At 69.5% G+C, this 23,011-nt stretch carries 29 protein-coding genes; 11 read left to right on the top strand and 18 right to left on the bottom strand.

From position 1 onward, the window contains the following. Window positions 1-62: 62 nt before the first annotated feature. From FOY91_RS14790 to hisS, 4 genes are all read right to left on the bottom strand, one after another. Window positions 63-1,214, bottom strand: a complete 1,152-nt coding sequence (locus tag FOY91_RS14790; RefSeq protein WP_145153583.1) for a DUF4167 domain-containing protein — start codon at window positions 1,212-1,214, stop codon at window positions 63-65. A 267-nt stretch (window positions 1,215-1,481) separates the two neighbouring features. Continuing rightward, entirely contained in the window at window positions 1,482-2,315 is an 834-nt protein-coding gene (gene prmC / locus FOY91_RS14795) for a peptide chain release factor N(5)-glutamine methyltransferase (RefSeq protein WP_145153586.1), read from the bottom strand. Then, window positions 2,305-3,384 carry a peptide chain release factor 1 gene (gene prfA, locus FOY91_RS14800; RefSeq protein ID WP_145153589.1) on the bottom strand — a complete coding sequence of 360 codons (1,080 nt, stop codon included), beginning with the start codon at window positions 3,382-3,384 and terminating at the stop codon, window positions 2,305-2,307. Before prfA ends, prmC begins: the two co-directional genes overlap by 11 nt. A 13-nt stretch (window positions 3,385-3,397) precedes the next feature. Next, entirely contained in the window at window positions 3,398-4,645 is a 1,248-nt protein-coding gene (gene hisS, locus FOY91_RS14805) for a histidine--tRNA ligase (RefSeq protein WP_145153592.1), read from the bottom strand. A gap of 128 nt (window positions 4,646-4,773) precedes the next feature. Here hisS and ppa point away from each other — a divergent pair, with 128 nt between their 5' ends. Beyond that, on the top strand, window positions 4,774-5,346 hold the full coding sequence (gene ppa, locus FOY91_RS14810; protein ID WP_145153596.1) for an inorganic diphosphatase: 573 nt from the start codon (window positions 4,774-4,776) through the stop codon (window positions 5,344-5,346). Window positions 5,347-5,627: 281 nt separating this feature from the next. Here ppa and FOY91_RS14815 read toward each other — a convergent pair whose 3' ends face one another. Further along, window positions 5,628-5,951 carry a DMT family transporter gene (locus tag FOY91_RS14815; RefSeq protein ID WP_145153599.1) on the bottom strand — a complete coding sequence of 108 codons (324 nt, stop codon included), beginning with the start codon at window positions 5,949-5,951 and terminating at the stop codon, window positions 5,628-5,630. Window positions 5,952-6,048: 97 nt separating this feature from the next. Here FOY91_RS14815 and FOY91_RS14820 point away from each other — a divergent pair, with 97 nt between their 5' ends. Next, window positions 6,049-6,717 (top strand): DUF1345 domain-containing protein, encoded by a 669-nt coding sequence (locus tag FOY91_RS14820; protein WP_145153602.1) that lies wholly within the window; start codon window positions 6,049-6,051, stop codon window positions 6,715-6,717. Between the two features lie 75 nt (window positions 6,718-6,792). On the opposite strand, the gene FOY91_RS14825 is transcribed toward FOY91_RS14820, so the two are convergent. From FOY91_RS14825 to FOY91_RS14855, 7 genes are all read right to left on the bottom strand, one after another. Beyond that, a complete protein-coding gene (locus FOY91_RS14825) occupies window positions 6,793-7,260 on the bottom strand; it encodes a hypothetical protein (RefSeq protein WP_145153605.1) in 468 nt (155 codons plus the stop codon). 234 nt (window positions 7,261-7,494) lie between these two features. After that, window positions 7,495-7,989: a GNAT family N-acetyltransferase gene (locus FOY91_RS14830; RefSeq protein WP_145153608.1), complete on the bottom strand. Its 495-nt coding sequence runs from the start codon at window positions 7,987-7,989 to the stop codon at window positions 7,495-7,497. Then, window positions 7,986-8,891: a DMT family transporter gene (locus tag FOY91_RS14835; protein ID WP_238995720.1), complete on the bottom strand. Its 906-nt coding sequence runs from the start codon at window positions 8,889-8,891 to the stop codon at window positions 7,986-7,988. Before FOY91_RS14835 ends, FOY91_RS14830 begins: the two co-directional genes overlap by 4 nt. Before the next feature lie 16 nt (window positions 8,892-8,907). Beyond that, window positions 8,908-10,023, bottom strand: a complete 1,116-nt coding sequence (gene ispG, locus FOY91_RS14840; RefSeq protein WP_145153611.1) for a flavodoxin-dependent (E)-4-hydroxy-3-methylbut-2-enyl-diphosphate synthase — start codon at window positions 10,021-10,023, stop codon at window positions 8,908-8,910. A 153-nt stretch (window positions 10,024-10,176) separates the two neighbouring features. Then, complete coding sequence (locus FOY91_RS14845) at window positions 10,177-10,770, bottom strand: hypothetical protein (RefSeq protein WP_145153614.1); 594 nt, start codon at window positions 10,768-10,770, stop codon at window positions 10,177-10,179. Between the two features lie 24 nt (window positions 10,771-10,794). Further along, on the bottom strand, window positions 10,795-11,139 hold the full coding sequence (locus FOY91_RS14850) for a DUF3140 domain-containing protein (protein WP_145153617.1): 345 nt from the start codon (window positions 11,137-11,139) through the stop codon (window positions 10,795-10,797). A gap of 4 nt (window positions 11,140-11,143) precedes the next feature. Then, on the bottom strand, window positions 11,144-11,380 hold the full coding sequence (locus FOY91_RS14855) for a hypothetical protein (protein WP_145153620.1): 237 nt from the start codon (window positions 11,378-11,380) through the stop codon (window positions 11,144-11,146). A 98-nt stretch (window positions 11,381-11,478) separates the two neighbouring features. Here FOY91_RS14855 and ruvB point away from each other — a divergent pair, with 98 nt between their 5' ends. From ruvB to pal, 9 genes are all read left to right on the top strand, one after another. Further along, window positions 11,479-12,501 carry a Holliday junction branch migration DNA helicase RuvB gene (gene ruvB, locus FOY91_RS14860; protein ID WP_145153623.1) on the top strand — a complete coding sequence of 341 codons (1,023 nt, stop codon included), beginning with the start codon at window positions 11,479-11,481 and terminating at the stop codon, window positions 12,499-12,501. Continuing rightward, complete coding sequence (locus FOY91_RS14865; protein WP_145153626.1) at window positions 12,498-13,208, top strand: DUF2490 domain-containing protein; 711 nt, start codon at window positions 12,498-12,500, stop codon at window positions 13,206-13,208. The genes ruvB and FOY91_RS14865 overlap by 4 nt, the downstream gene beginning before the upstream one ends. Before the next feature lie 80 nt (window positions 13,209-13,288). Next, entirely contained in the window at window positions 13,289-13,771 is a 483-nt protein-coding gene (locus FOY91_RS14870) for a YbgC/FadM family acyl-CoA thioesterase (protein ID WP_145153629.1), read from the top strand. Then, window positions 13,768-14,457 (top strand): protein TolQ, encoded by a 690-nt coding sequence (gene tolQ / locus FOY91_RS14875; protein ID WP_145153632.1) that lies wholly within the window; start codon window positions 13,768-13,770, stop codon window positions 14,455-14,457. Before FOY91_RS14870 ends, tolQ begins: the two co-directional genes overlap by 4 nt. A 2-nt stretch (window positions 14,458-14,459) precedes the next feature. Continuing rightward, window positions 14,460-14,918 carry a protein TolR gene (tolR, locus tag FOY91_RS14880; RefSeq protein ID WP_145153634.1) on the top strand — a complete coding sequence of 153 codons (459 nt, stop codon included), beginning with the start codon at window positions 14,460-14,462 and terminating at the stop codon, window positions 14,916-14,918. Window position 14,919: 1 nt separating this feature from the next. Then, window positions 14,920-16,020, top strand: coding sequence for a hypothetical protein (locus FOY91_RS21715; protein WP_162527240.1), 1,101 nt, complete (start codon window positions 14,920-14,922; stop codon window positions 16,018-16,020). A gap of 1 nt (window position 16,021) precedes the next feature. Next, window positions 16,022-16,423, top strand: a complete 402-nt coding sequence (locus tag FOY91_RS14895; RefSeq protein WP_145153644.1) for a hypothetical protein — start codon at window positions 16,022-16,024, stop codon at window positions 16,421-16,423. Between the two features lie 29 nt (window positions 16,424-16,452). Next, entirely contained in the window at window positions 16,453-17,790 is a 1,338-nt protein-coding gene (gene tolB, locus FOY91_RS14900) for a Tol-Pal system beta propeller repeat protein TolB (RefSeq protein ID WP_145153647.1), read from the top strand. Window positions 17,791-17,866: 76 nt separating this feature from the next. Beyond that, the gene (pal, locus tag FOY91_RS14905) at window positions 17,867-18,415 is read left to right on the top strand and encodes a peptidoglycan-associated lipoprotein Pal (RefSeq protein WP_145153650.1); all 549 of its coding nucleotides are present in this window, start codon (window positions 17,867-17,869) and stop codon (window positions 18,413-18,415) included. 36 nt (window positions 18,416-18,451) lie between these two features. Here the strand turns inward: pal and FOY91_RS14910 are convergent, their stop codons facing one another. From FOY91_RS14910 to FOY91_RS14935, 6 genes are all read right to left on the bottom strand, one after another. After that, window positions 18,452-19,585: a hypothetical protein gene (locus tag FOY91_RS14910; protein WP_145153653.1), complete on the bottom strand. Its 1,134-nt coding sequence runs from the start codon at window positions 19,583-19,585 to the stop codon at window positions 18,452-18,454. 82 nt (window positions 19,586-19,667) lie between these two features. Further along, window positions 19,668-20,594, bottom strand: coding sequence for an isoaspartyl peptidase/L-asparaginase family protein (locus FOY91_RS14915; protein ID WP_145153656.1), 927 nt, complete (start codon window positions 20,592-20,594; stop codon window positions 19,668-19,670). A gap of 139 nt (window positions 20,595-20,733) precedes the next feature. Next, complete coding sequence (gene ruvA / locus FOY91_RS14920; protein ID WP_145153659.1) at window positions 20,734-21,330, bottom strand: Holliday junction branch migration protein RuvA; 597 nt, start codon at window positions 21,328-21,330, stop codon at window positions 20,734-20,736. Continuing rightward, window positions 21,327-21,836, bottom strand: coding sequence for a crossover junction endodeoxyribonuclease RuvC (ruvC, locus tag FOY91_RS14925; RefSeq protein ID WP_145153671.1), 510 nt, complete (start codon window positions 21,834-21,836; stop codon window positions 21,327-21,329). The genes ruvA and ruvC overlap by 4 nt, the downstream gene beginning before the upstream one ends. Next, window positions 21,833-22,576: a YebC/PmpR family DNA-binding transcriptional regulator gene (locus FOY91_RS14930; RefSeq protein ID WP_145153662.1), complete on the bottom strand. Its 744-nt coding sequence runs from the start codon at window positions 22,574-22,576 to the stop codon at window positions 21,833-21,835. The genes ruvC and FOY91_RS14930 overlap by 4 nt, the downstream gene beginning before the upstream one ends. A 111-nt stretch (window positions 22,577-22,687) precedes the next feature. Next, window positions 22,688-22,927, bottom strand: coding sequence for a DUF2312 domain-containing protein (locus FOY91_RS14935; protein WP_145153665.1), 240 nt, complete (start codon window positions 22,925-22,927; stop codon window positions 22,688-22,690). Between the last annotated feature and the right edge of the window lie 84 nt (window positions 22,928-23,011).

Below are 23,011 nucleotides of genomic sequence, written 5' to 3' on the forward strand. Positions count from 1 at the left end.
ACGGCGAGGAGCCCAAGCCGCGACGGACGCGCCGCCCCCACGACACAATCGAAAGCCGACGATCAGACGGCGGCAGTCTCACCGCGCGGGCGGCGCGTCCGTCGCGGCTTGGGCTCCTCGCCGTCGTCGGCCGATACCGGCGCGGATGGCTCCGGGGCGAAGGCCGGCGGCAGGCGATCCATCTCGATCCGCTCGCCATCATCCTCGACCGGCGCGACGACCTTGCGCGGACGGCCACGCGGGCGCCGCTGCTCGACGACCGGCGCCTCGAGCGGAAGCTCGGCGGTCTCGGCGACGGGCGCGTCCAAGACCGGCGAGGCCTCTGTCGGCGCGGCTATCGGTTCGGCTTGGGTGCGGGCCTGCTCCTCGGGCCGTTCGCGGCGAAGGAGGCGGGGCTGGCGCGGCTCGCGGCCATCGGCCTGCTCGCGCGGCTGACGCTCGCGACCGTCCGACTGCTCGCGCGGTGCACGCTGTTCGCCCTGCTGGCGATCACCCTGCTCGCGGAACTGACGCTGCTCACCCTGATCGCGCGGGCGCTGTTCGGTCTGATCGCGCGGCTGGCGCGGTTCGCGCGCCTGGCGATACTCGCGCTGTTCGTCGCCACGATCGGAACGCTGCTCCGGACGCTCTCGCCCGGCATCGGCCCGTGGTCCCTCGAGGCCGCGCGCGCCCTCGCGATTGCCGTCCGCGCGGTTGCCCTCGCCACGATTTCCATCGTTACGGTTGCCGTCGGCCCGCGCACCGTCGTTACGGCTGGGCTGGCCGGCATTGCGATCGCGGTAATTCTCGCGATTGCCGTCGTTGTCGCCGCGCTCCTGCGTCCACTGCTGGCCGCGCTCGACCGTGCGGTCGTCGAAGCGGTCGTCGCCGCCCGTCTCACCCTCGCCCTCGTCGAAATCCTCGCTTTGGCCGTCGAAACGGGCGGGGCGCGGCTGCTGTTGCTCGTCGAAGCGCGAGCGCGTCTCGCTCAGCACGCGGAAATAGTGGTCGGCGAACTGCAGATAATATTCGGTCATCACCCGATCGCCCTGCCGCTGGGCATCGGCGGCAAGCGTCTTGTACTTCTCATGAAGCTGGCTGGCGTTGCCGCGCGCGCGATTATCGAGCCGGCTGCCGCGATCGGCGCCGCCCCCCGACCCGTTCGGGCGAGGCGTGCCCCCGGCCCGCCCGCGGCGGCGGCCATTACCGTTGCCGTTCTGACGATTGTTGATCAACGTTTCGCTGCCTTCGTCACTGGTGGTATCTGCTCACCACTGCGCGTCCGGGCCCGCCCCGGACCAATCATGCACCCCCCACCGGCGCGGCGCCGGCAAGGCGCTCACGCATCCACCTCTCGCATCGCCGCAAAGAACGCAGCGCAGCCATTGGGGGTCGGCAAGGAAGGCTCGGCCAAGCCGCTCTGCTCGCAAGAGCCTTCGTCCTACGTGTCATCTATGCATTTTGGCGCGAGAAACCAAGTGTTTTCTGGCGACGGGACGGCGTTACTCCGGAACCTGCACGATGATGCAACGCTCATGCCCGCCCAGATCGCGACGGTTGGCCGTGGCGAACCCTGCCGCGTCCAGCAGCGCGGTCACCGCCAGCGCCTGCCCCGCGCCCACCTCGACCACGGCGATCCCGCCCGGCGCGAGCTGCCCGGCGAGCAACAGCGCGATGCGGCGATAGTCGTCCAGCCCGTCCGCGCCGGCGAACAGGGCCGAGGCCGGCTCGTGGCCCGCCACCTCGTCCGGCAGCGGCGCGTCGTCCTCGATATAGGGCGGGTTGCACAGGATCAGGTCGAACCGCTCGCCCGTGCCGTCCCAGCCGCCCGCCCGCATCGTCGCGCGATCGGCCATCCCCAGCCGGCGGGCGTTGTCGGCGGCGATCGCCAGCGCGGGCGCGGAGCGATCGATCCCCACCCCGCTCGCTTCCGGCCATTCGTCCAGCGCGGCGAGCAGAAGCGCGCCGGAGCCCGTGCCCAGATCGAGGATGCGGCGCGGGCCGGGGGTGCCGGCGAAATGCGCCACCGCCGCCTCGATCAGCGTCTCGCTGTCGGCGCGCGGCACCAGCACGCCGGGGCCGACGGCCAGCTCGATCGTCCAGAAGCCGCGCGTGCCGGTGATGTAGGCGATCGGCTCGTGCCGCAACCGCCGCGCCAGCAGCGGGGCGAAGCCGGCGGGGGCGGGATCATCCAGCCGCGCCAGCAACAGCGCCTCGCGCGAAATGCCGAGCGCGTGGGCCATCAGCAGCTCCGCGTCGAGCCGGGGCGTGGCGCTGTCGATCCGTGCCGCCGCCGCCGCCAGCGCCAGCCGGATCGGCGCCCCCTCAGCCGTCAAGGTTGGCCAGCCGGCTCGCCTCGTCCTCGGCGATCAGCGCCACCACCACCTCGTCCAGCCCCGGCCCTTCGAGGATCTCGGGCAGGCGATGCAGCGTCAGGTTGATACGGTGATCGGTCACGCGCCCCTGCGGGAAGTTGTAGGTGCGGATCCGCTCCGACCGATCGCCCGAGCCGACCATCGACTTGCGCGCACCGGCCCGCGCGGATGCCAGCTTCTCGCGTTCCTGCTCGTACAGGCGGGTGCGCAGCACCTTCAATGCCTTGGCCTTGTTCTTGTGCTGCGATTTCTCGTCCTGCTGGATCACCACCAGCCCGGAGGGAAGATGCGTGATACGCACCGCCGAATCGGTGGTGTTGACCGACTGCCCGCCCGGCCCGGACGAGCGATAGACGTCGATCCGCAGATCGCGCGCCTCGTCGATCTGGATGTCCACCTCCTCCGCCTCGGGCAGCACCGCCACGGTGGCGGCCGACGTGTGGATGCGCCCCCCGCTCTCGGTGGCCGGCACGCGCTGCACGCGGTGGACGCCGCTCTCGAACTTCAGTCGCGCGAACACGCCGGCGCCCGTCACGGACGCGACGACCTCCTTGTAGCCGCCCAGATCGGCCGCGCTGGCGGAGATCAGCTCCACCTTCCAGCCGCGATCCTCGGCATATCGCTGGTACATGCGGAACAGGTCGCCCGCGAACAGCGCCGCCTCGTCGCCGCCGGTGCCGGCGCGAATCTCCAGCATGGCCGGGCGTGCATCGGCCGCGTCGCGCGGCAGCAGCGAGAGGGCCAGCGCGCGCTCGGCCAGTGCCAGCGCGGCATCGTTGGCGTGCAGCTCCTCGGCAGCCATCTGGCGCAACTCGTCGTCGCCGTCCCCGGTCATGTGGCGCAGCGATTCGCCTTCCTGCCGCAGCCGCCGCACCTCGCCCGCCGCCTGCGCCACCGGTTCCAGCTCGGCATATTCCTTGGAGAGCGCGACGAAGCGGTCGGCGGGCAGATCGCCGCGCGACATCTCACCCTGCAGTTCGTCGCGCCGCGCCTCGATCTGGCGGATGCGGGAGAGCGGGATCGTCACCATGCGCGTGCCGCCCTCAATGCCGCACCGCGGCCGCCAGCGCGTCCAGCCGCACCCACGTCTGGCTGCCGTTCGCGAGATCCTTCACCGCCGCCTCACCCTTGGCCAGCTCGTCGTCGCCCAGGATCACGGCGAAACGCGCGCCGCTGGCATCGGCCTTGTGCATGCGCTTCTTCATGTTGCCCTTGTAGGCCATGTCGGCCGCGATGCCCTGCCGGCGCAGGCCCGCGAGCAGGCCGATCGCCGCCGCTTCCGCCGCCGGCCCCATCGGCACCAGCGCCACCGTCACATGCTCGGGCTTGGGCGTGTCGATCAGCATCGCCAGTCGCTCGATCCCGGCGGCCCAGCCCACCGCCGGGGTGGCAGGACCACCCAGAGTCTCGATCAGCCCGTCGTAGCGGCCGCCGCCCAGCACGGTTCCCTGCGCGCCCAGCCGGTCGGTCACGAACTCGAACGCGGTGTGGCGATAATAGTCCAGCCCGCGCACCAGCCGGGCGTTGCGCGTCCACGCGACGCCCGCGGCATCCAGCCCGCCCGTCACCTTCTCGAAGAACGCGCCCGCCTCGGCCGACATGTAATCGTCGATCGCGGGGGCGGCATCGGCGACCGGGCGGTCGCGCGGATCCTTGCTGTCGAGGATGCGCAACGGGTTGCGCGCCAGCCGGTCGAGGCTCTCTTCCGACAGCGCATCGCGATGCGCCTCGAAATGGGCGACGAGTGCGGTACGCCACGCATCGCGCGTGTCGGCATCGCCCAGCGTGTTGAGCGTCAGCGTTACCCCCTCCGCCACGCCCAGCTCGTCCAGCAGGTGTGCGGCCAGCACCAGCAGCTCCACGTCGGCGGCCGGTTCGGCCGCGCCGATCACCTCGGCGTCGAGCTGGTGGAACTGGCGGAAGCGGCCCTTCTGCGGGCGCTCGTAGCGGAACAGCGGGCCGTGCGTGGCGATCTTGAGGGGCGCGTGGCGCTGCCAGCCCTCGGTCAGATAGGCGCGGGCGAGGCCGGCGGTAAACTCCGGCCGCAGCGTCAGCGAATCGCCGCCGCGATCCTCGAAGCTGTACATCTCCTTGGACACCACGTCGGTCGTCTCGCCGAGCGAGCGGGCGAACACGGCGGTCGCCTCGAACACCGGCACCTCGACCCGGCCGAAGCCGTAGAGCGGGCGGAGGCGATCGAACGTGGCGACGACGGTCTGGAACCGCTCGGCCGCCTCGCCGAGCATATCCTGGGTGCCGCGAACGGCCTGGGGGGTGGCGGGCTTGCTCATCGCGGCGGCTCTAGAACAGGTTGGCGACACAATGAAGCGAATCGTCCCGCCGGCGAATCGCCCCGTGTCGTTTCGGCATCCGACGTTTCGGGCTTGAGATCGCGCGCCCGCGATACTATTCGCGCCCCATGAACATCGATCTCATCCCGATCGGCGACAATCCGCCGGAAACCCTCAACGTCATCATCGAGGTGCCGGTCGGCGGCGAGCCGGTGAAGTACGAGTTCGACAAGAAGTCGGGCGCGCTGTTCGTGGATCGCATCCTGCACACGCCGATGCGCTATCCGGCGAACTATGGCTTCGTGCCGCACACGCTGTCGCCCGATGGCGATCCGCTCGACGCGCTGGTAGTCGCGCGCTCGCCGTTCATCCCGGGCTGCGTCGTACGCGTGCGGCCGATCGCCGTGCTGAAGCTGGAGGACGAGGCCGGCGGCGACGAAAAGCTGCTGACCGTGCCGGTGGACGGCACCTTCCCTTATTACGAGAAGGTCAACGAAAGCAGCGATCTGCCGCTGATCGTGATGCAGCAGATCGAGCACTTCTTCACCCATTACAAGGATCTGGAAGCCAAGAAGTGGGTCCGCGTCGGTGAATGGGGCGACGCCACCGAGGCCAAGCGCATCATCATCGAGGCGATCGAGGCCGCCAAGGCGCAGAAGGCCAAGCTGGGCACTGACGAAGGCGTCAGCCAGAGTCTGTAGGGGCCGGTTTCTTCGTTACCCGTCACGCCGGGGTGACGGGTAACGATTGTTGAAGTGCCCTTATCGGGGACGGATGTCGCACGACCGAAGCGGCGAGGGCATGATGGGCCCTCCGGCGTTTCCGTCACCGGTCCACCTGCCATCCCACCCTTTCCGGCATCCCAGTGGATGCTGGGATCTCCCGATATCGGCCACTCGCTCGCCCCGACGAGATCCCAGCATCCGCTGGGATGACGATCGGACCGAGGGCGAGATAGGAGACAAACGCGCCACCCCGCCCCTCAGTGCCCGCCGCCCACCAGCTTCAGGCCGACGATGCAGCCGACCAGTCCGAGGATCAGCGCGATCCGCACGGCATTGGCCGGTTCGCCAAACCAGATCATGCCGATCACCACGGTGCCGAGCGCGCCGATGCCGGTCCACACCGCATAGGCCGTACCCAGCGGGATCGAGCGGGAGGCGATCTCCAGCAGCGCCAGGCTCAGCAGCGCCGCCAGCAGGAAGGCGAGCGTCCAGCCGACGTGGCGGAAGCCGTCGACGAAACGCAGGCAGGTGGTGAAGCCCACCTCGAAGCAACCGCCCAGTATCAGCAACCCCCACGCCACGCCCGCACCTTCCGTTCCGGATGACGGTTCAGTCCCGCCGAAGGACCGTCTAGCAGGGTCGCGGCGAATCGCACGCCGGGAGCGGGAGGATCAGGTGGTGCCGGAGGATCGTTCATCGCGCGGGCGCGCCTTCGGGGGCCTGGGCCACCGCATCGCGCCGCCGCGCTTCCTGCTGTTCACGCTCGTGGCGGTGGCCGGTATCGCGACCGGCACCGCCGCGCTCGGCTGGCGACTGGGGGTGATGGCCGGGTTCGATGCCGCCGCGCTGCTGTTCCTGCTCTCCTGCCTGCCGCTGCTGGACGACCGCCCGGCCGACATGCGCGCCAACGCCGAACGCAACGACGCCAACCGCGCGATGCTGCTGGCGATCACCATGGGCGTCACCCTCGTCATCCTCGTCGCGATCGCCGCCGAACTGGGCGACAAGAGCAGCCCGCAGGCGGCGGTCACCGCGCTGATCGTGGCGACGCTGGTGCTGGCGTGGACGTTCAGCAACGCGGTGTTCGCGCTCCACTACGCCCACCTGTTCTATACCGCCGGAGAAGGCGGGGAGGACAGCGGCGGCCTGGCCGTGCCGAAGACGGCCGAGCCGGACTACTGGGACATGCTCTATTTCAGCGTGACGCTGGGCATGACCTTCCAGACATCGGACGTGGAAATCGAAAGCCCCGCCATCCGCCGCGTGGTGACGTTCCACACGATGCTCGCCTTCGTGTTCAACATCGGCGTGCTGGCCTTCACGATCAACGTGCTGGGCGGGGGGTGAGAGGCGGCGTGGAGTGACGGGAAGTGGTGGATTGCGGATCGTCCGCTTAGCGGCCAGACTGCACTTGACCGGACCTTATTTGTCGCTTCGGTGCACCGAGGAGCAATCTCTGGCCTCGAAATGTGACTGTATTCCCGGACCGTAGTAGATTGAGGAACCCTCGGACTGGTTAGGTAATCCTGACACCTGAGACACAGTCCAGTTTTCGGCTCCGGGTAATCGCACTATCTGAAACCAGTGGCTTTTACTATCAATTCCGTCGTTCTTAAATTGGTCGTTGTCGCCCCAGCCCCAAGACCAGGCCACAGGAATCTTTCTGTCACCCAAGATCAGAAATGCTTTAGCTTCTCGAATACCTGTCGGAACATAACCGCCTATGAAGTCATCGCGATAGACGCGGGCTTCTGCCTTTATTTTGCCGAAGACGAGCCGCCGTTCTGCCTCGCAACCTGAGGTCTCGTCGTAAGCCGTCCAATCGGCACCTGCCCAGATAAAGCTCTCCTGTCGCGCCGCTTCGACGCTTTTAGCGACAGCCAGCGGCATGCCACTTTCCACGGCCGTGCTCACACGTTCTTGAGCACCTGCTTTTCCTGTCCGCTGGTTCTGACCACAGGAACCAAGACCGAGGCAGATTCCCGTGGCTAGCAGCGTCGAAGAGGCTCGCATAAGCCCGTTGTGCTGTTGATCGTTCGGTGGCGCAACCCTCGGGCGAACGTCCGGTTAGAGGTATAGCATACACCTCCATCTTCGTCCGCAATTGGGCGAAAGCAGCCGCCCCTACGCCCCCGCCAGCCGCTCCAGCGCCTCGCCCTCGATCCGCCACGGCTCCCACCCGGTCGAATGGAAGCCGCCCATCGCGGTGTAGAAACCGCGCGCCGTCCGGTTCCAGTCGAGTACGGCCCAGTCGATGCGGGCGCAGCCGCGCGCCTTCGCCTCGCGCGCCAGTGCGGTGAACAGCGCCTTGCCCGCGCCGCTGCCGCGTGCGGCGGGGTCGACGAACAGGTCTTCCAGGTACAGGCTCGGCGCGCCCGTCCACGTCGAATAGGTCTCGAACCACAGCGCCACGCCGATCACCGCGCCGTCCTGCTCGGCGACGTGGGCGAACACCTTGGCGTCCGGGCCGAACATCGTGGCGGTCAGCGACTCGGGCGTCGCCTTCACCGCGTCCGGCTCGCGCTCGTACACCGCCAGCGCCACGATCAGGCGGAGCATCGCGGTCACGTCGTCGGCCACCGCGCGGCGGATCGTCACAGCCTGATCGATATCCGTCATGTGGCAGCCTCCAGATTGCCCATCGGCACGGCCTTTCGCCGCGCCGAATAGATGCACGCCGCCCCGATCAGCACCGCGCCCGCCACCGTCCGCGGCGATACCACCTCGCCGAACACCAGCCAGCCGAGCACGCTCGCCCACAGGAAGGCGGTATATTCCACCGGCGCCAGATAGTTCGCCTCCGCCCGCGCATAGGCCCATGACAGGAGGAACAGCGAGGCGACCGCCAGCACCGACGCGAACAGCAGCGGCGGCACATGATGCGCGGCCGGTGCCACCGCGAGGAACGGGGCGGCCAGCGCCAGCAGCAGCGCGATCGCCGCGCTCTGGAAGAAAGCCACCTCGATCGCATCGGCCAGCAGCGACTGCCGCCGCATCAGGATGATGTTGTAGGCGTAGCACACCGCCGAACACAGGATCGCGCCCGCCCCCCACATCGCGTCCGGCCCGGCCGCCACGCGCGCCTGCCCGGAAAAGATCAGCAACACGCCGATCGACGCCGCGACCGAGCCGCCGATCGCGCGGCGGCTGATCGGCTCGCCCAGCATCACGCGCGCGAAGAACAGCGCGATCAGCGGCGCGATGAAGGTGAGCGCCACCGCCTGCGCCATCGGCACCCGCGCCAGCCCCCAGAAGAACAGCACCGCCATGCCCGTCGTCACCAGCCCGCGCAGCGCATGCAGCCGCAGGGTCGCGCGCGCCGGCCACGCCGGCCGCCGCGCCAGATGCAGGACGGCGGCGATCGCCACCCCCGCCAGCGATCGCCAGAGCAGCGCGTTGTAGACGCCGATGTCCAGCACCAGCCCCTTCATGATCGCATCCATGCCGGAAAAGATCGCGATCCCCGCCGTCGCCACCGCGAAGGCGACGGCGGGGCGGGCCGCCGTCGCCCCTGTGGTCACGATCCGGCTGCCGTCACTATGCGGCGGCCTGCGACGTGCCGGCCTCGATCTCGGCCGCCTTGGCCTCCACCAGCTTCACGATATGCTCGATCATGTCGGCATCCTGGACATGATGGTCGGTCACGCCCGAGAGATAGACCATGTGCTTGCCCTGCCCGCCGCCGGTGATGCCGATGTCCGTCTCGCGCGCCTCGCCCGGGCCGTTCACCACGCAGCCCAGCACCGAAAGCGACATCGGCGTGCGGATGTGCTGCAACCGCTCCTCCAGCGCCTGCACGGTGCGGATCACGTCGAACCCCTGCCGCGCGCACGACGGGCACGAGACGACGCGCACGCCGCGGTTGCGGATGCCCAGCGCCTTCAGGATCTCGAAGCCGACGCGCACCTCCTCCTCCGGCTCGGCCGACAGCGAGACGCGGATGGTGTCGCCGATGCCGGCCCACAGCAGATTGCCAATGCCGATCGCGGACTTCACCGTGCCGCCGATCAGCCCACCGGCCTCGGTGATGCCCAGATGCAGCGGGCAATCGACCGCCTCGGCCAGCCCCATGTAGGCGGAAACGGCGAGGAACACGTCCGACGCCTTCACCGCCACCTTATATTCGTGGAAGTCGTGATCCTGCAGCAGCTTGATGTGATCGAGCGCGCTTTCCACCAGCGCCTCGGGGCACGGCTCGCCGTATTTCTCCAGCAGGTCGCGCTCAAGGCTGCCGGCGTTAACGCCGATGCGGATCGCACATCCGTTCGCCTTGGCGGCGCGCACCACCTCGGCCACGCGCTCGCTCGATCCGATGTTGCCGGGGTTGATCCGCAGGCACGCCGCGCCCGCATCCGCCGCCTCCAGCGCACGCTTGTAGTGGAAGTGGATGTCGGCGACGATCGGCACGCGGCTGGCGCGCACGATCTGCTTGAGCGCGGCGGTCGATTCCACATCCGGGCAGGAGACGCGGATGATGTCCGCCCCCGCCTCCTCGCACCGCCGGATCTGGTTGATCGTGGCGCGTGGATCGGAGGTCGGGGTGTTCGTCATCGTCTGCACCGTCACCGGCGCATCGCCACCGACGGGCACATTGCCGACCATGATCTGGCGGGACGTACGACGCGCGATATCGCGCCACGGGCGGAGGGACATGGGGGATCCGATATGATGGTTCGTCACGATGCATATAGGGCAACATGGCGGGCGGCGCGATGGCCTGCGTTGGGGTGCGAAGCAAGCCGGTGGCGTGAAGCGGGCGGGTGGCGGGCGATGACCGCTTTCGCCCGATTGCGGACGTCCCAGATGCTAGTTTGGACCGTCGTAGGAGCCGCCTTCGACGCTTCCGGAGGTGAGATCGAGACGGAACGGCAGCCACACGTCCGTCGTGGGATCGAAGGCCTCTCCCGCGATCCATATGCCGTCGCGGCTGACGTTTTGGGTGCCGTCCCACGAGAAACGGCGACTTCGCCACACGACATCTCGCGCGTCAAAGGCTTCAAACCATAAGCCGTTCAATACCACGATCGCGTTCATCTCGGCGACGAACCATACCTGTTGAAGATCGAAGCCGATTTCGCGGACGAGGCATCTTTCCTTCGTATCGACAAGATACCCTGCGCCGCTCGCTACGACTACAGTCGCACTTGGTCCCAATTCGGGGTGGATTGAACTTTCTGACCCGTTCCCCTTCGCGAAGTTTCCAATCCACGTTTCGCCAAGCTCGCTTACAAACTCAACAACGAAACCCTCGCGAATGGCATCCGCCCGCGGAAATGATAGCGCGGCGGGGCCATAGGGAGGCAGACCTGACAAAGCGCGAGCGTTAAACATAACTGGGGAATACAGGAAGGCTCCCGTCACAATCAATGACGGCTTTCCCATCTCCGGTCGTTCGATCACCCTGCGTCACTACATCCACGCCGCTCACTCCTTGAGCGGATCGTGCCCCCAGTTCATCAGCGAATAGCGCCAGTCGCTGTGTTCCACGTCGTCCTTCGGCCCCTGCTTGCAGTGGCGCGCCACATAGGCGACCACCTTCTTCATGTGGGCATAGTCGTCGTCGGTCAGGTCGGCCTTCTTTGCGCGTTTTATCGCCACGATCCGCCGGCCGGATCTGTGGCCGACCGACTCGCCCGATCCCTTGCCGTCCTCGCCCTTCCAGCCCACGCGCTTGCTGTCGTCGGTGTCGAGGAAATGCTCGATCTCGGCCGGCGCCATGTTGACGGCGTCCCTGAACGCCGCCCATGTTTCCTCGCGATCGTCGCTCATGCGTTCAGCCGCCCTGCCCGCCGCCGGTGTCGTCCACCTTTTCGCCGAGCTGGCCCGGGCCGTGGTAGTCCTTCTCGCTCTGCCCGCCGTCGAAGCCACCGTCCTTGGGTCCCTTGCCGGTATGCGGGTTGGCATAGGCGCCGCCGGCCGATTCGCCGCTGCCGGGCTTGGGTGCCTGCGTGGCATCCGGCTTGCCCTTGCTGCCGGCGCCGTCCGCCTGCATCGGTTGCTTGTCCGTCATCGCTCTCTTCCTTTTCGTTGCTGGCGGTTGAACGCGCCACGACAGCGGGAGTGCCGCCCTCGACACCGCCGCATCGGAACGGGTAGGGAACGGGCCAGATGACCGACGACCGCCTCCTTGCCGCCGCCCGCCGCCCCGAGGACGTGGACGCCGCGCTGCGCCCCAAATCGCTCGACGAGTTCGTCGGGCAGAAGGCGGCGCGAGAGAATCTGCGGATCTTCATCCAGGCGGCGAAATCGCGTGGCGATGCGCTCGATCACGTGCTGTTCTTCGGCCCGCCGGGCCTCGGCAAGACGACGCTGGCGCAGATCATCGCGCGCGAGATGGGCACGGGGTTTCGCGCCACCTCCGGCCCGGTGATCGCCAAGTCCGGCGATCTGGCGGCGCTGCTGACCAACCTCGAGGACGGCGACGTGCTGTTCATCGACGAGATCCACCGCCTCCAGCCCGCCGTGGAGGAGGTGCTGTATCCGGCGATGGAGGATCGCGCGCTGGATCTGATGATCGGCGAAGGGCCGTCCGCCCGCTCCGTCCGCATCGATCTGCCGCGCTTCACGCTGGTGGGGGCGACGACGCGGCAGGGCCTCATCACCACCCCCCTGCGCGATCGCTTCGGCATCCCGGTGCGGCTGCAATTCTATACGGTGGACGAGCTGGAGCTGGTAGTGCGTCGCGCCGCCGGGCTGCTGGGCCTTGCCATCGCCCCCGATGGCGCGCGCGAGGTGGCGACGCGCGCGCGCGGTACCCCGCGGATCGCCGGGCGGCTGCTGCGCCGCGTGCGCGATTTCGCCGACGTGGCGGGCGAGCCAGTGGTGAACCGCAAGGTGGCGGACGATGCGCTGACCCGGCTTGAGGTGGATGCGCTGGGCCTCGACGCGATGGACCGGCGCTATCTGATGATGATCGCCGACATCTATCGCGGCGGCCCGGTGGGGGTGGAAACGCTGGCCGCCGGCCTTTCCGAACCGCGCGACACGGTGGAGGAGGTGATCGAGCCGTACCTGATCCAGCTCGGCCTGATCGCCCGCACCGCGCGCGGCCGCTGCCTGAACGGGCGCGGCTGGAAGCACCTCGGCCTCAACCCGCCGCCGGGCGCGCAGGAGGGGTTGTTCGACGCATGAGCGCGCACCCCATCCCCCGCCTCCGCAGGGCCGCGCTCGGTGCGATCACGCTGGCCTTTGTGCTGGCGGGCGGCGCCCGGCCCGCATGGGCGGTCAGCGATACGCAGGCCTGGGGGTCCGTGGTGGCGACCGGCACGGTGCGCGGCGACCTCTTCCTGTGGCTGGAAGCACAGGGGCGGGGAACCGACGACATCGGCGGCGGCAGCCAGATCATCCTGCGCCCGGCGATCGGCGCACGGATCGGGCGCGATGCCCATGCCGTCGTCGGCTACGCCTATGTCCGCACCGATCCCGAGACGGGGGCGACGACGCACGAGCATCGGCCGTGGCAGCAGATCCAGTTCGTCCCCTTCCGCCGCGCCAACGGCGATCCGCTGGTCGTCAGCCGCACCCGGCTGGAACAGCGGATGCTGGAAGGGCGACACGGCACGTCATGGCGACTGCGGCAGATGGTGCGGGCGCAGCTTCCCCTCGCCCGTGGCGGCGCGATCAAGGCGGTCGCTTTCACCGAGGGCTTCCTCAACCTCAACGATACGCGGTGGGGCGTGCGCGACGGCGTGGACCAGTGGCGCACGTTCATCGGTGTCGGCCTGCCCGTCGCGCCGCGCCTGCGGGTGGAGCCGGGGTATCTCAACCAGCGCGTCTTCCGGCCGGGGGAAGACCGCGTCAATCACGTCGTCAACGCCACGCTGTTCGTCAGCCTGTAGCGGGTGGCGGCCCGGCCGGCGGCATCGCGCCCGGTCCGCAAAGGGTTGGCGGTGGCGGGACAACCGTTTACCCGCAAGCCATGAGCGACGCCAACGCCACCACTCTGCCGACGCTGGACCAGCCCTACGCCGGCGGCTTCGTCGATGGCGTCCACCGTTTCGCGCTGCGGGTGTATTTCGAGGATACCGACCTCACCGGCATCGTCTATCACGCCGGCTACCTGCGCTTCATGGAGCGCGCCCGGTCCGACATGCTGCGCGCCGCCGGGATCGACCAGCGCGCCGCGCACGAGGCCGGCGAAGGCGCCTATGCGGTGGCCGATCTCGCCATCCGTTACCGGCGCCCCGCCAAGCTGGACGACGCGCTCGTGGTCGTCAGCACCGTCACCGCGATCCGCGCCGCCTCCTGCGCCATTCATCAAAGGGTCATGCGGGGCGGGGAAGTGCTGACACAGGCGGACGTCACGGCGGCGTTCGTCTCGCCGGACGGCCGGCCGCGGCGCCAGCCGCCGGCGTGGGTGGCGATCTTCGAGCAGATCAGAGGGAAACAGACAGACCGATGACAAACTTGCCGATCGCGCCGACCGAATCGCTGCTGTCGCCCATCACCCTGTTCATGCAGGCCGATCTCGTCGTGAAGACGGTGATGATCGGGCTGCTGCTCGCCAGCATCTGGACGTGGGCGATCATCATCGGCCACGGCCTGAAGCTGAAACGTGTGCGCAAGGCGAGCGAGGCGTTCGAGAAGGACTTCTGGAAGGCCGACGATATCGACAGCTATTATGACGGCCCCGGCAAGGCCGATCTGCCGCCGGCCAGGGTGTTCTCCGCCGCCGTCACCGAATGGCGCCGCTCCACCGCCGGCGCCACGGTGGACCGCGAGGGCACGCGCGCGCGCCTCGCCACCGCCATGTCCGCCGCCGTGGGGGCGGAGATCGACAAACTGTCCGATCGGCTGAGCGTGCTGGCCACGATCGGTTCGGTCGCACCCTTCGTGGGCCTGTTCGGCACGGTGTGGGGCATCATGAAGAGCTTCACCGATATCGCCGCGCAGCAGAACACCTCGCTCGGCGTGGTCGCCCCCGGGATCGCCGAGGCGCTGTTCGCCACCGCGCTGGGGCTGTTCGCCGCCATCCCCGCGGTGATCGCGTACAACCGGCTGGCGCATGTGATCGACCGGATCGAGGCGCGGCTCAACCGTTTCGCCGACGGCTTCCACGGCACCCTCAGCCGCGAGCTGGAGCTTTAGCGGTGGCGATGGGGCCGGTCAGCCGGCGGGGCGGGCGCGGTCGCCGCGCCCCGATGGCGGATATCAACGTCACGCCGCTGGTGGACGTGATGCTGGTGCTGCTCATCATCTTCATGATCACCGCGCCGCTGCTGGTGGCCGGCGTACCGGTGAACCTGCCGGACAGCCGCGCCGGTGCGCTGGATCAGGACCAGAAGCCCGTCTCCGTCTCGCTGGCGGAGGGCGGCAAGATCTACGTCAACGACGAGGAGACCGCCGAGGCCGCGCTGCCCGCCCGGCTGGAGGCGCTGGCGGCGACGGCGGCGAAGGGACCGGAGGCGCCGCAGGTGTATCTGCGCGCCGATCGCGGGCTGGATTACGGCCGCGTGATGAAGGTGATGGGCGAACTGAACCGCGCCGGGCTGAACAAGGTCGCGCTGGTCACGGTGGGCGAGTCAGGCACCGGCGAGGGCGCCCGCTAGGATGGAACGCGGCGAACGGATCGGGCTGGGCGTTGCCACGGTCGGCCACATCCTGCTGTTCGGCATCCTGTCGCTCGGCCTCGTCAGCCGCGCCAAGCTGCCGCCGCTGAAGAACGAGCCGATCGACGTGGTGCTGGTCGATGCGATCGGCGCGCGATCGGCCGCGCCCGATTCGACGACGGAGCCGCCCGCCCCGTCAGAAGCGCCGACCATCGCCAAGCCATCGGAGGCCGTCGCGCCCGAACCCGCGCCCGCCGAACCGGACCCGGCGCCCGAACCCGCGCCGGTGCCCAAGCCCGCACCCCCGAAGCCCGCGCCGCCAAAGCCCGCGCCGCCCGAGCCGACGCCGACGCCCAAGCCGGTGCCGCCCAAGCCGGCGCCGACGCCAAAACCGGCACCGAAGCCGGAACCCAGGCCCGTGCCCAAACCGGCAGTGAAGCCGACGCCGAAACCGACGCCCGCCAAGCCGACGCCGGCCAAGGCCGCGCCCGCCAAGCCCACCAAGGAAACGTCCGCCAAATCCGCGACCGCCTCGCCGGCAAAGCCCAGCAAGGCCGACATCGCGGCGACAGGCGACACTCGCGACCGTCGCCGGCCCGACCGCACCGAAGGCGGCGGCGCGCCCTCGACCAGGCCGGCGAAACCCGCCGGCGGCGCCCCCGGCGACAAGCCGGCGAAGGCTGCCGGCTCCCGCCTCGGCGCGGATTTCCTGAAAGGGATCACGCCGGAGAAGACCTCGCCCGGCAAGTCGACCAAGCCGGCGGCGGCCGCCGTCTCGGCCTCGGCGATGCAGGGGCTGGCCGGGGCGATCAAGCGGCAGGTGCAGCCGTGTTACGAACTCGGCTCGCTGGCCGGAACGCCCGCGATGTCGATCGTCACCACGCTGCGGCTGCGGTTCAACAAGGACGGCACGATCGCCAACGCGCCATCGGTGGCCGAACATAGCGGCGTGACGCCGGGCAATCAGGCCTATGTCCGTCAGATCGACGATGTCGCCCGCCGCGCGGTGCTGCGCTGCGCGCCGCTGAAGCTGCCGGCCGAACTGTACGACGGCGGCTGGGAGGATATCGAGCTGCGCTTCACCCCCGGAACGATGGGATGAGATGCACCGCGCGGCTCCCCTCGCCCTGCTGCTCGCCGCCGCCTGCGCCGGCCGCACGCCGCCGCCGCATATCTCCCGCCCGGACCCGGAGGCCGCGCGGGTGATCGCTTCCGCCGCCGATCAGGTGAGGCGTTGCTACCGTGCCCCGCGCGCCGGCCGGGGCGGGCGCGGGATCGTCACCGTGCTGCGTGTCGCCTACGCCCCCGATGGGATGCTGGCGGAACTGCCCGCCATCGTCACGCAGAGCGGCGTGACCGCCGACAACAGCGCCGCCGCCGGCCCGATGGCGGAAGCCGCAGTGCTGGCGGTGGTGCGCTGCGCCCCGGTTCGCCTGCCCGCCGCGCAGTATCGCGGCGGCTGGAACAGCTTCGAGTTGACCTTCAGCCCCCGGGCCGTGGCATGAAGCGTTTCGCCCGCACGGCGCGTTGGCCGATGATGGAGACCAGAATGCGTTACGCCCTTTCCCCCCTGCTCGGCCTGCTGGCATTCGGCCTCGCCGTGCCGGCGGCCGCGCAGATCCGCGTCGACATCACCGGCGGCATCTCCCAGCCGATGCCGATCGCGGTGCCGGTGATGCCCACGCCGAACAGCGTCTCCACCGCCGCCGGCGATACCGCCGGGCTGGGCGCGCAGGTCTCGCAGGTCATCACCACCGACCTGAAGAACAGCGGCCTGTTCACTCCGCTGCCGGCCGGCGCGCTGCGCCCCGTGGGGTTCAACCAGGTGACCACGCCCGACTTTCCGGGCTGGACCGCCACCGGAGCGCAGGCGCTGGTGCAGGGCTTCGTGCAGGCCAATGGCGACGGCACGCTCACGGTCGGCTGCTATCTGTACGACGTGTTCGCGCAGAGCGAACTGACCCGGCAGGGCTTCGTCGTGACGCCCGCCAACTGGCGCCGCGCCGCGCACAAATGCGCCGACACGGTCTATACCCGGCTGACCGGCGAAGGCCCGTATTTCGACAGCCGCGTCGTCTACGTTTCGGAAACCGGGCCGAAGACGAAGCGGATCAAGCGGCTGGCGATCATGGATCAGGATGGCGCCAACCACCGCTTCCTCACCAACGGCCAGTCGATCGTGCTGACGCCGCGCTTCGCGCCGAACCAGCAGACGATCAGCTACATGAGCTTCACCAACAACCGCCCGCGCATCTACGTGTACGATGTCGGCTCGGGCCGGCAGCGGCTGGTGGTGGATCAGCCGAACATGACGTTCGCGCCGCGTTTCTCCCCCGATGGCCGGTATATCGTGTTCTCGATGGCGGTGAACGGCAATACCGACATCTATCGCGTGGCCGCCACCGGCGGCACGCCGCAGCGGCTGACGACCTCGCCCGGCATCGATTCGTCGGCCAGCTATTCGCCGGACGGATCGCGCATCGTGTTCGAGAGCGACCGTTCGGGCGGCCAGCAGCTGTACGTAATGGGCGCGGACGGATCGAACCAGCAGCGCATCAGCTTCGGCGGCGGGCGCTACGGCACCCCGGCGTGGAGCCCGCGCGGCGACCTGATCGCGTTCACCAAGATCGGTGGCGGCTTCCGCATTGGCATCATGGCGCCGGACGGTTCGGGCGAGAAGACGCTGACCAACGCCTGGCAGGACGAGGGGCCGAGCTGGTCCCCCAACGGCCGCGTCATCATGTTCTTCCGCACGGGCCAGGGCTCCGGCAAGGCCGATCTGTGGTCGGTCGACCTGACCGGCGTCAACGAACGGCGCGTGCCCACCCCGCTCGACGGATCGGACCCCGCATGGGGGCCGCTGCTGCCGTAGAAACACCCTGAACTTGGAGGGGAACTCCGCCATCACTTTCGCGGCGCGGCGGGCCGCCATCCTCAAGGAGACGACCATGACCCGATTCCCATCGAAGGGGGCCAGCGTGAAGCTGCTGCTCGGCGCGGCGCTGATCGCCACCGCCGCCTGCTCGAAGAAGCCGCCCAAGGAACTGCCGCCGCCCCCGCCCACCAGCGGCTCGACGACCGGCGGCGATACGGGGGCCGGCTACAGCGACGGCGCCGGCACAGGGGCGGTCGTGCCCGGCTCGCGCGCCGATTTCGTCAGCCAGGCCGGATCGGATACCGTGCTGTTCGGCACCGACATGATCGATATCGACAGCGAGGCACGCGCCACGCTGGATCGGCAGGCCGCATGGCTGAAGAAATACCCCGCCGTCCGCGTCACGCTGGAAGGCCATGCCGACGAGCGCGGCACGCGCGAATACAATCTCGCGCTCGGCGATCGCCGTGCCAACTCGGCGAAGAACTATCTCGCCTCGGCCGGCATCAGCGCCAGCCGCATCTCGACGATCAGCTACGGCAAGGAACGCCCGGTCGCGTCCGGATCGGACGAGAGCGCCTGGGCGCAGAACCGTCGCGCCGTGACGGTGGTGCCGCAGTAAACACCCGGCCGGTCGCCTGCGGGCGACCGGCCACTCTCATGCGGCGATGGCGTCCGCCACGATCCGGGCGCCGCGCAGGCTGGCGCCGGCCGGGTCGCCGAACGAGCGCGCCACCGCTGCTGCCTGTGCCGCGATCCGCGACGGGTGCGTCGCCACCGCGCGGTCCACCGCGGCCACCACGTCCGCCGGATCGTCTGTCACCGCGCCAAGATGCCATCCGGCGTGACGCGGATCGTTCTGCCACGCGACGCCATGCGTGTTCAGGAACGCGACCGGGCGGGGTCGCGCGATGAACTCGTAGAGCTGGCTCGACATGTCGCCGAGGTAGATGTCGGCGGCGCGCAGATAGGTCATGTCGATCAGCCGGGGGGAACGCAGGTCGACGATGATGCGGCCCGGCACCGCCAGCGCCTGCCACGCCGCGATCTCGGCCTCGTCCATATCCTCCGACGCGCGAACGTGCGGCGCGAACACCAGATTGTAGCGATCCTGCGCGGCGAATGCCGCCAGCACCGCTTGCGCCTGCCCCAGCGAGGAAATCGCCGCGTCGAAATGCGGATTGTAGAGCACCACCGGCCGGTCGTCGCCGAACAGTCGCGCCGGGCGGTCGGCGGCGGTCTGCGCGATATAGTCCAGCTTGACGTAACCGCAGCTGCGCACCCGTTCCGGCGCCACGCGCTGCACCTCGATCGCGCGGGCCACGTCCTTTTCGCCCGGCACGACGATCAGGTCGAACGCCTTCAGCCGCTTCTCCGATTTCGGCGCGCGATCGCCCGCGCCGTGGCGGAAATGGATCAGCAGCCGCCGCCACCCCAGCCAGCGCAGCGCCGCCGAGGTGCGTTCCGGCACGACGATCGCCCGCGCATGGCGCAGCCGCAGCGCCAGCTTCGCCAGCAACGGCCCCTTGCCCGCCGCGCGCCGGCCGAACAACCGGGCAGCCAGCATCGTCAGCGGCGGCGGGGTGACCTGCGCGATCCGCAGCCGCTCGGTCGCCATGGCGGCCCGCACCTGCACCAGCGCCGCCTCCGTCTCCTCGTCGGCACAGATGCAGGTGACGACAAGATCGGGCTGCTCCCGGCTCAGCGCCGCCGCCACGGGCGCAAGGTGGAACACCTGATGTGCGCCGCCGATGAACAGGAAGGCGACGTCGGCCTCGATCGTCCTGCTCATGCCGCACGTCTCCCGCGTGCGCGACCAGGCGGGACTCGCCCGCCCGTCGCAGGCAGGGGGCCGGAAGATCGCACCGCCCGTCTCATTCGTCGCCGTAGATGGCCACTTCGGGCGGCGCATCGTGGGTCATCATCCCGCGGTACATGCCCGGCGTGTTGAACGCCCAGCCGCCCGAACCGTCCGGCCCCACCACGATCACCCCGCCCTTGCCGCCCAGATCGCCCAGCTCGTCGATCAGCGTGTCGGCCGCTTCCTCGATCGTCTCGCCGGCCAGCCGCACGCGCGCGCAGATCTCGTGCGCGACGCCGAGGTGGATAAACGTCTCGCCCGAGCCGGTGCAGGAGACGGCGGCGGCGCGATCGTCGGCATAGGTGCCCGCGCCGATCAGCGGCGAGTCGCCGATCCGCCCCCATCGCTTGGCCGTCAGCCCGCCGGTGGAAGTGGCAGCGGCGACATGCCCGGCGGCATCCACCGCCACCGCGCCGACCGTGCCGTATTTCATCCCCGCATCGAACCCGCCGTCGGGCCGTGCCAGCATCTCGTCCAGCTGGCGGCGGCGTTCGGGGGTGGCGAACCAGTCGGCCGGCGCCTGCTCCAGTCCCTGCGCGACGGAAAAGGCGTTCGCGCCGGTGCCGGCCAGCAGCACATGGTCGCTCGCGTCCATCACCGCGCGGGCGAGGCGAACGGGGTTTCGCGTGGCCGTCACCCCCGCCACCGCACCCGCTTTGCGCGTGTCGCCGTCCATCAGCGCGGCATCACATTCGATCGTGGCATCGGCGGTGAAGACGGAGCCGCGCCCGGCGTTGAAGTGCGGATCGTCCTCCAGCACGCGCACCGCCGCCTCGACCGCATCGAGCGCCGCGCCGCCCGCCGACAGCACCGCCCCGCCCGCCACCAGCGCCGCGTGCAGTCCGGCGCGACCGGCGGCGTCCTCATCCGCGCCCAGCCGCCCGCGCACCATCGAGCCGGAGCCGCCGTGGACGACCAGCGTCCAGCGTTGCGTGGTCATATCTGCCCTTTCACATCACGATCCCTCGAGGCCGAACGTCGGGCCATCACCGGCCCACCGGGATTACCCGTCGGACCGACGCTCAGAACGCCCGGAAGCTCATTCGGTTACCCGGCGAAGCGCCGCGTCTGCCGGCCCGTTACTTCGCCGCCTTGCGCAGCGCCAGCCGCACCAGCGCATCCAGCGTGGCACCGGCCCCCAGTTCTTCCTCGGCGGCGGCGACGGCGGCGTTGGCTTCGGCCGGGCGGAAGCCCAGATTCGCAAGGGCGGAGAGCGCATCCTCCACCGCGCCGCCCGTCGTAACAGGGCGCGCGCCGGCTGGGCCGATTTCCACCGCGCCGATCTTGTCCTTCAGTTCGTTGACGATGCGCATCGCCAGCTTTGGCCCCACACCGTTCGCCCGCGCCACCATCGCCTTGTCCCCCGCCGAGACGGCGCGGCTCAGCTCGCCCGCATCCAGCGCGGAGAGGATCGCCAGCGCCACTCGCCCGCCGACGCCCTGAACGGAGGTGAGCAGCCGAAACCAGTCCCGCTCGCCCGCCGAGCCGAAACCGAACAGCGTGATCGCATCCTCGCGCACCTGCATCTCGGTAAACAGCATCACCTGACCGCCCACCGGCCCGATCGCCGACAGGGTGCGGGCCGAGGCCTGCACCAGATAGCCGACGCCGCCGACATCCAGCACGGCATGATCCGCCGTCGTCTCGGCCAGCAGGCCGCTGAGCCGCGCGATCATGCCCCCGCCCCCGCCACCCGCCGCGCCAGCGCGCGCTGGCTGGCGAGATGGTGCGCGTGGGTGATCGCCACCGCCAGCGCATCGGCCGCGTCCGGGCCGGACAGCTTAACGCCGGGGAGCAACCGCATCACCATCGCCTGCACCTGTTTCTTGTCCGCCCCGCCGGTGCCGACGACGGCCTTCTTGACGATGCTCGGATGATATTCGCCGATCGCCACGCCGGCGGTGGCCGCCGCCAGCAGCACCACGCCGCGCGCCTGCCCCAGCTTCAGCGTGGATTGCGCGTTCGAGTTGCCGAGCACCTCCTCCACCGCCGCGCCATCGGGGCGCTCGGTGCGGATCACGTCGGTCAGCGCGTCGAACAGCAGGGTCAGCCGGCGCGGCAGCTGCATTCCCGGCTCGGTACGGATCTGGCCGTTGGCGATGTGACTCAGGCGGTTGCCGTCCGCCGCGATCACGCCCCAACCGGTGGTGCCGAGACCGGGATCGAGGCCGAGCAGGATCAGCCCAGTTTCTCCATCACTTCGTCGGAGATGTCGTAATTGGCCCACACCGTCTGCACGTCGTCGTCGTCGTCCAGCGCGTCGATCAGCTTGAACAGGGTGGCGGCGTCGCTTTCACCCACCGATACGCTGGTCTGCGGGCGCCATGCCAGTTTGGCGCCCTCGGCCTCGCCCAGCACCGGCTCCAGCGCCTTGGCGACTTCATGGAGGTCGGCCTGCGCGGTCCAGATCTCGTGGCCGTCCTCGGAGGACGTCACGTCCTCGGCCCCCGCCTCCAGCGCCGCCTCGAACACCTTTTCGGCGTCGCCTGCCTTGGCCGGATAGCTGATGAGGCCCAGCCGGTCGAAGCCGTGGCTCACCGAACCGCTCGCACCCAGGTTGCCGCCGTTCTTGGCGACGGCGGTGCGGACGTTGGTGGCGGTGCGGTTGCGGTTGTCGGTCAGCGATTCGATGATGAGCGACACGCCGCCGGGGCCGAACCCCTCGTAGCGCACCTCCTCGTAATTATCGCCGTCCGTGCCCGAGGCCTTGTTGATCGCGCGCTGGATGTTGTCGTTCGGCATCGACTGCGCGCGCGCCGCGATCACCGCCGAGCGCAGCCGCGCGTTCATGTCCGGATCGGGCAGACCGGCCTTCGCCGCCACGGTGATCTCGCGGCTGAGCTTGGAGAACAGCGCCGAACGCTTCTTATCCTGCGCACCCTTGCGGTGCATGATGTTCTTGAATTTGGAATGGCCGGCCATGGAACCGTCGATCGCCTCTGTTGCAGGGGTGTGACGGCTCTCTAGCCCCGCCGGCGGCCGCCATCAACCGCCGGGCTAGTCGGCGCCGGCTCCGCGCCGGCGTCTATCGGATCAGTGCAGGCCCAGCGCGTTGCGATAGGTTTCCAGCAGCGCGTCCATCTCGTCGCGCGCGTCCTTCTCCATCTTGCGCAGGCGGATCACCGACCGCATCGTCTTGCTGTCGAACCCCTGGCTCTTGGCTTCGAGATAGACGTCGCGGATGTCGTCGCTCATCCCCTTCTTCTCTTCCTCGAGGCGCTCGATCCGCTCGATGAAGAGGCGCAACTGCTCGGCCGCGACATTGTCACTCATAGATAGCTCCCGCCGATTCGATGTGAGGCGGAGCGTCTAGGGGAGGCGGGCGGGCCGCTCAACCCCCGCCCGCCTCCCCTAGAC

The sequence above is a fragment of the Alterirhizorhabdus solaris genome, from assembly GCF_007785815.1.
Lineage (GTDB): Bacteria > Pseudomonadota > Alphaproteobacteria > Sphingomonadales > Sphingomonadaceae > Alterirhizorhabdus > Alterirhizorhabdus solaris.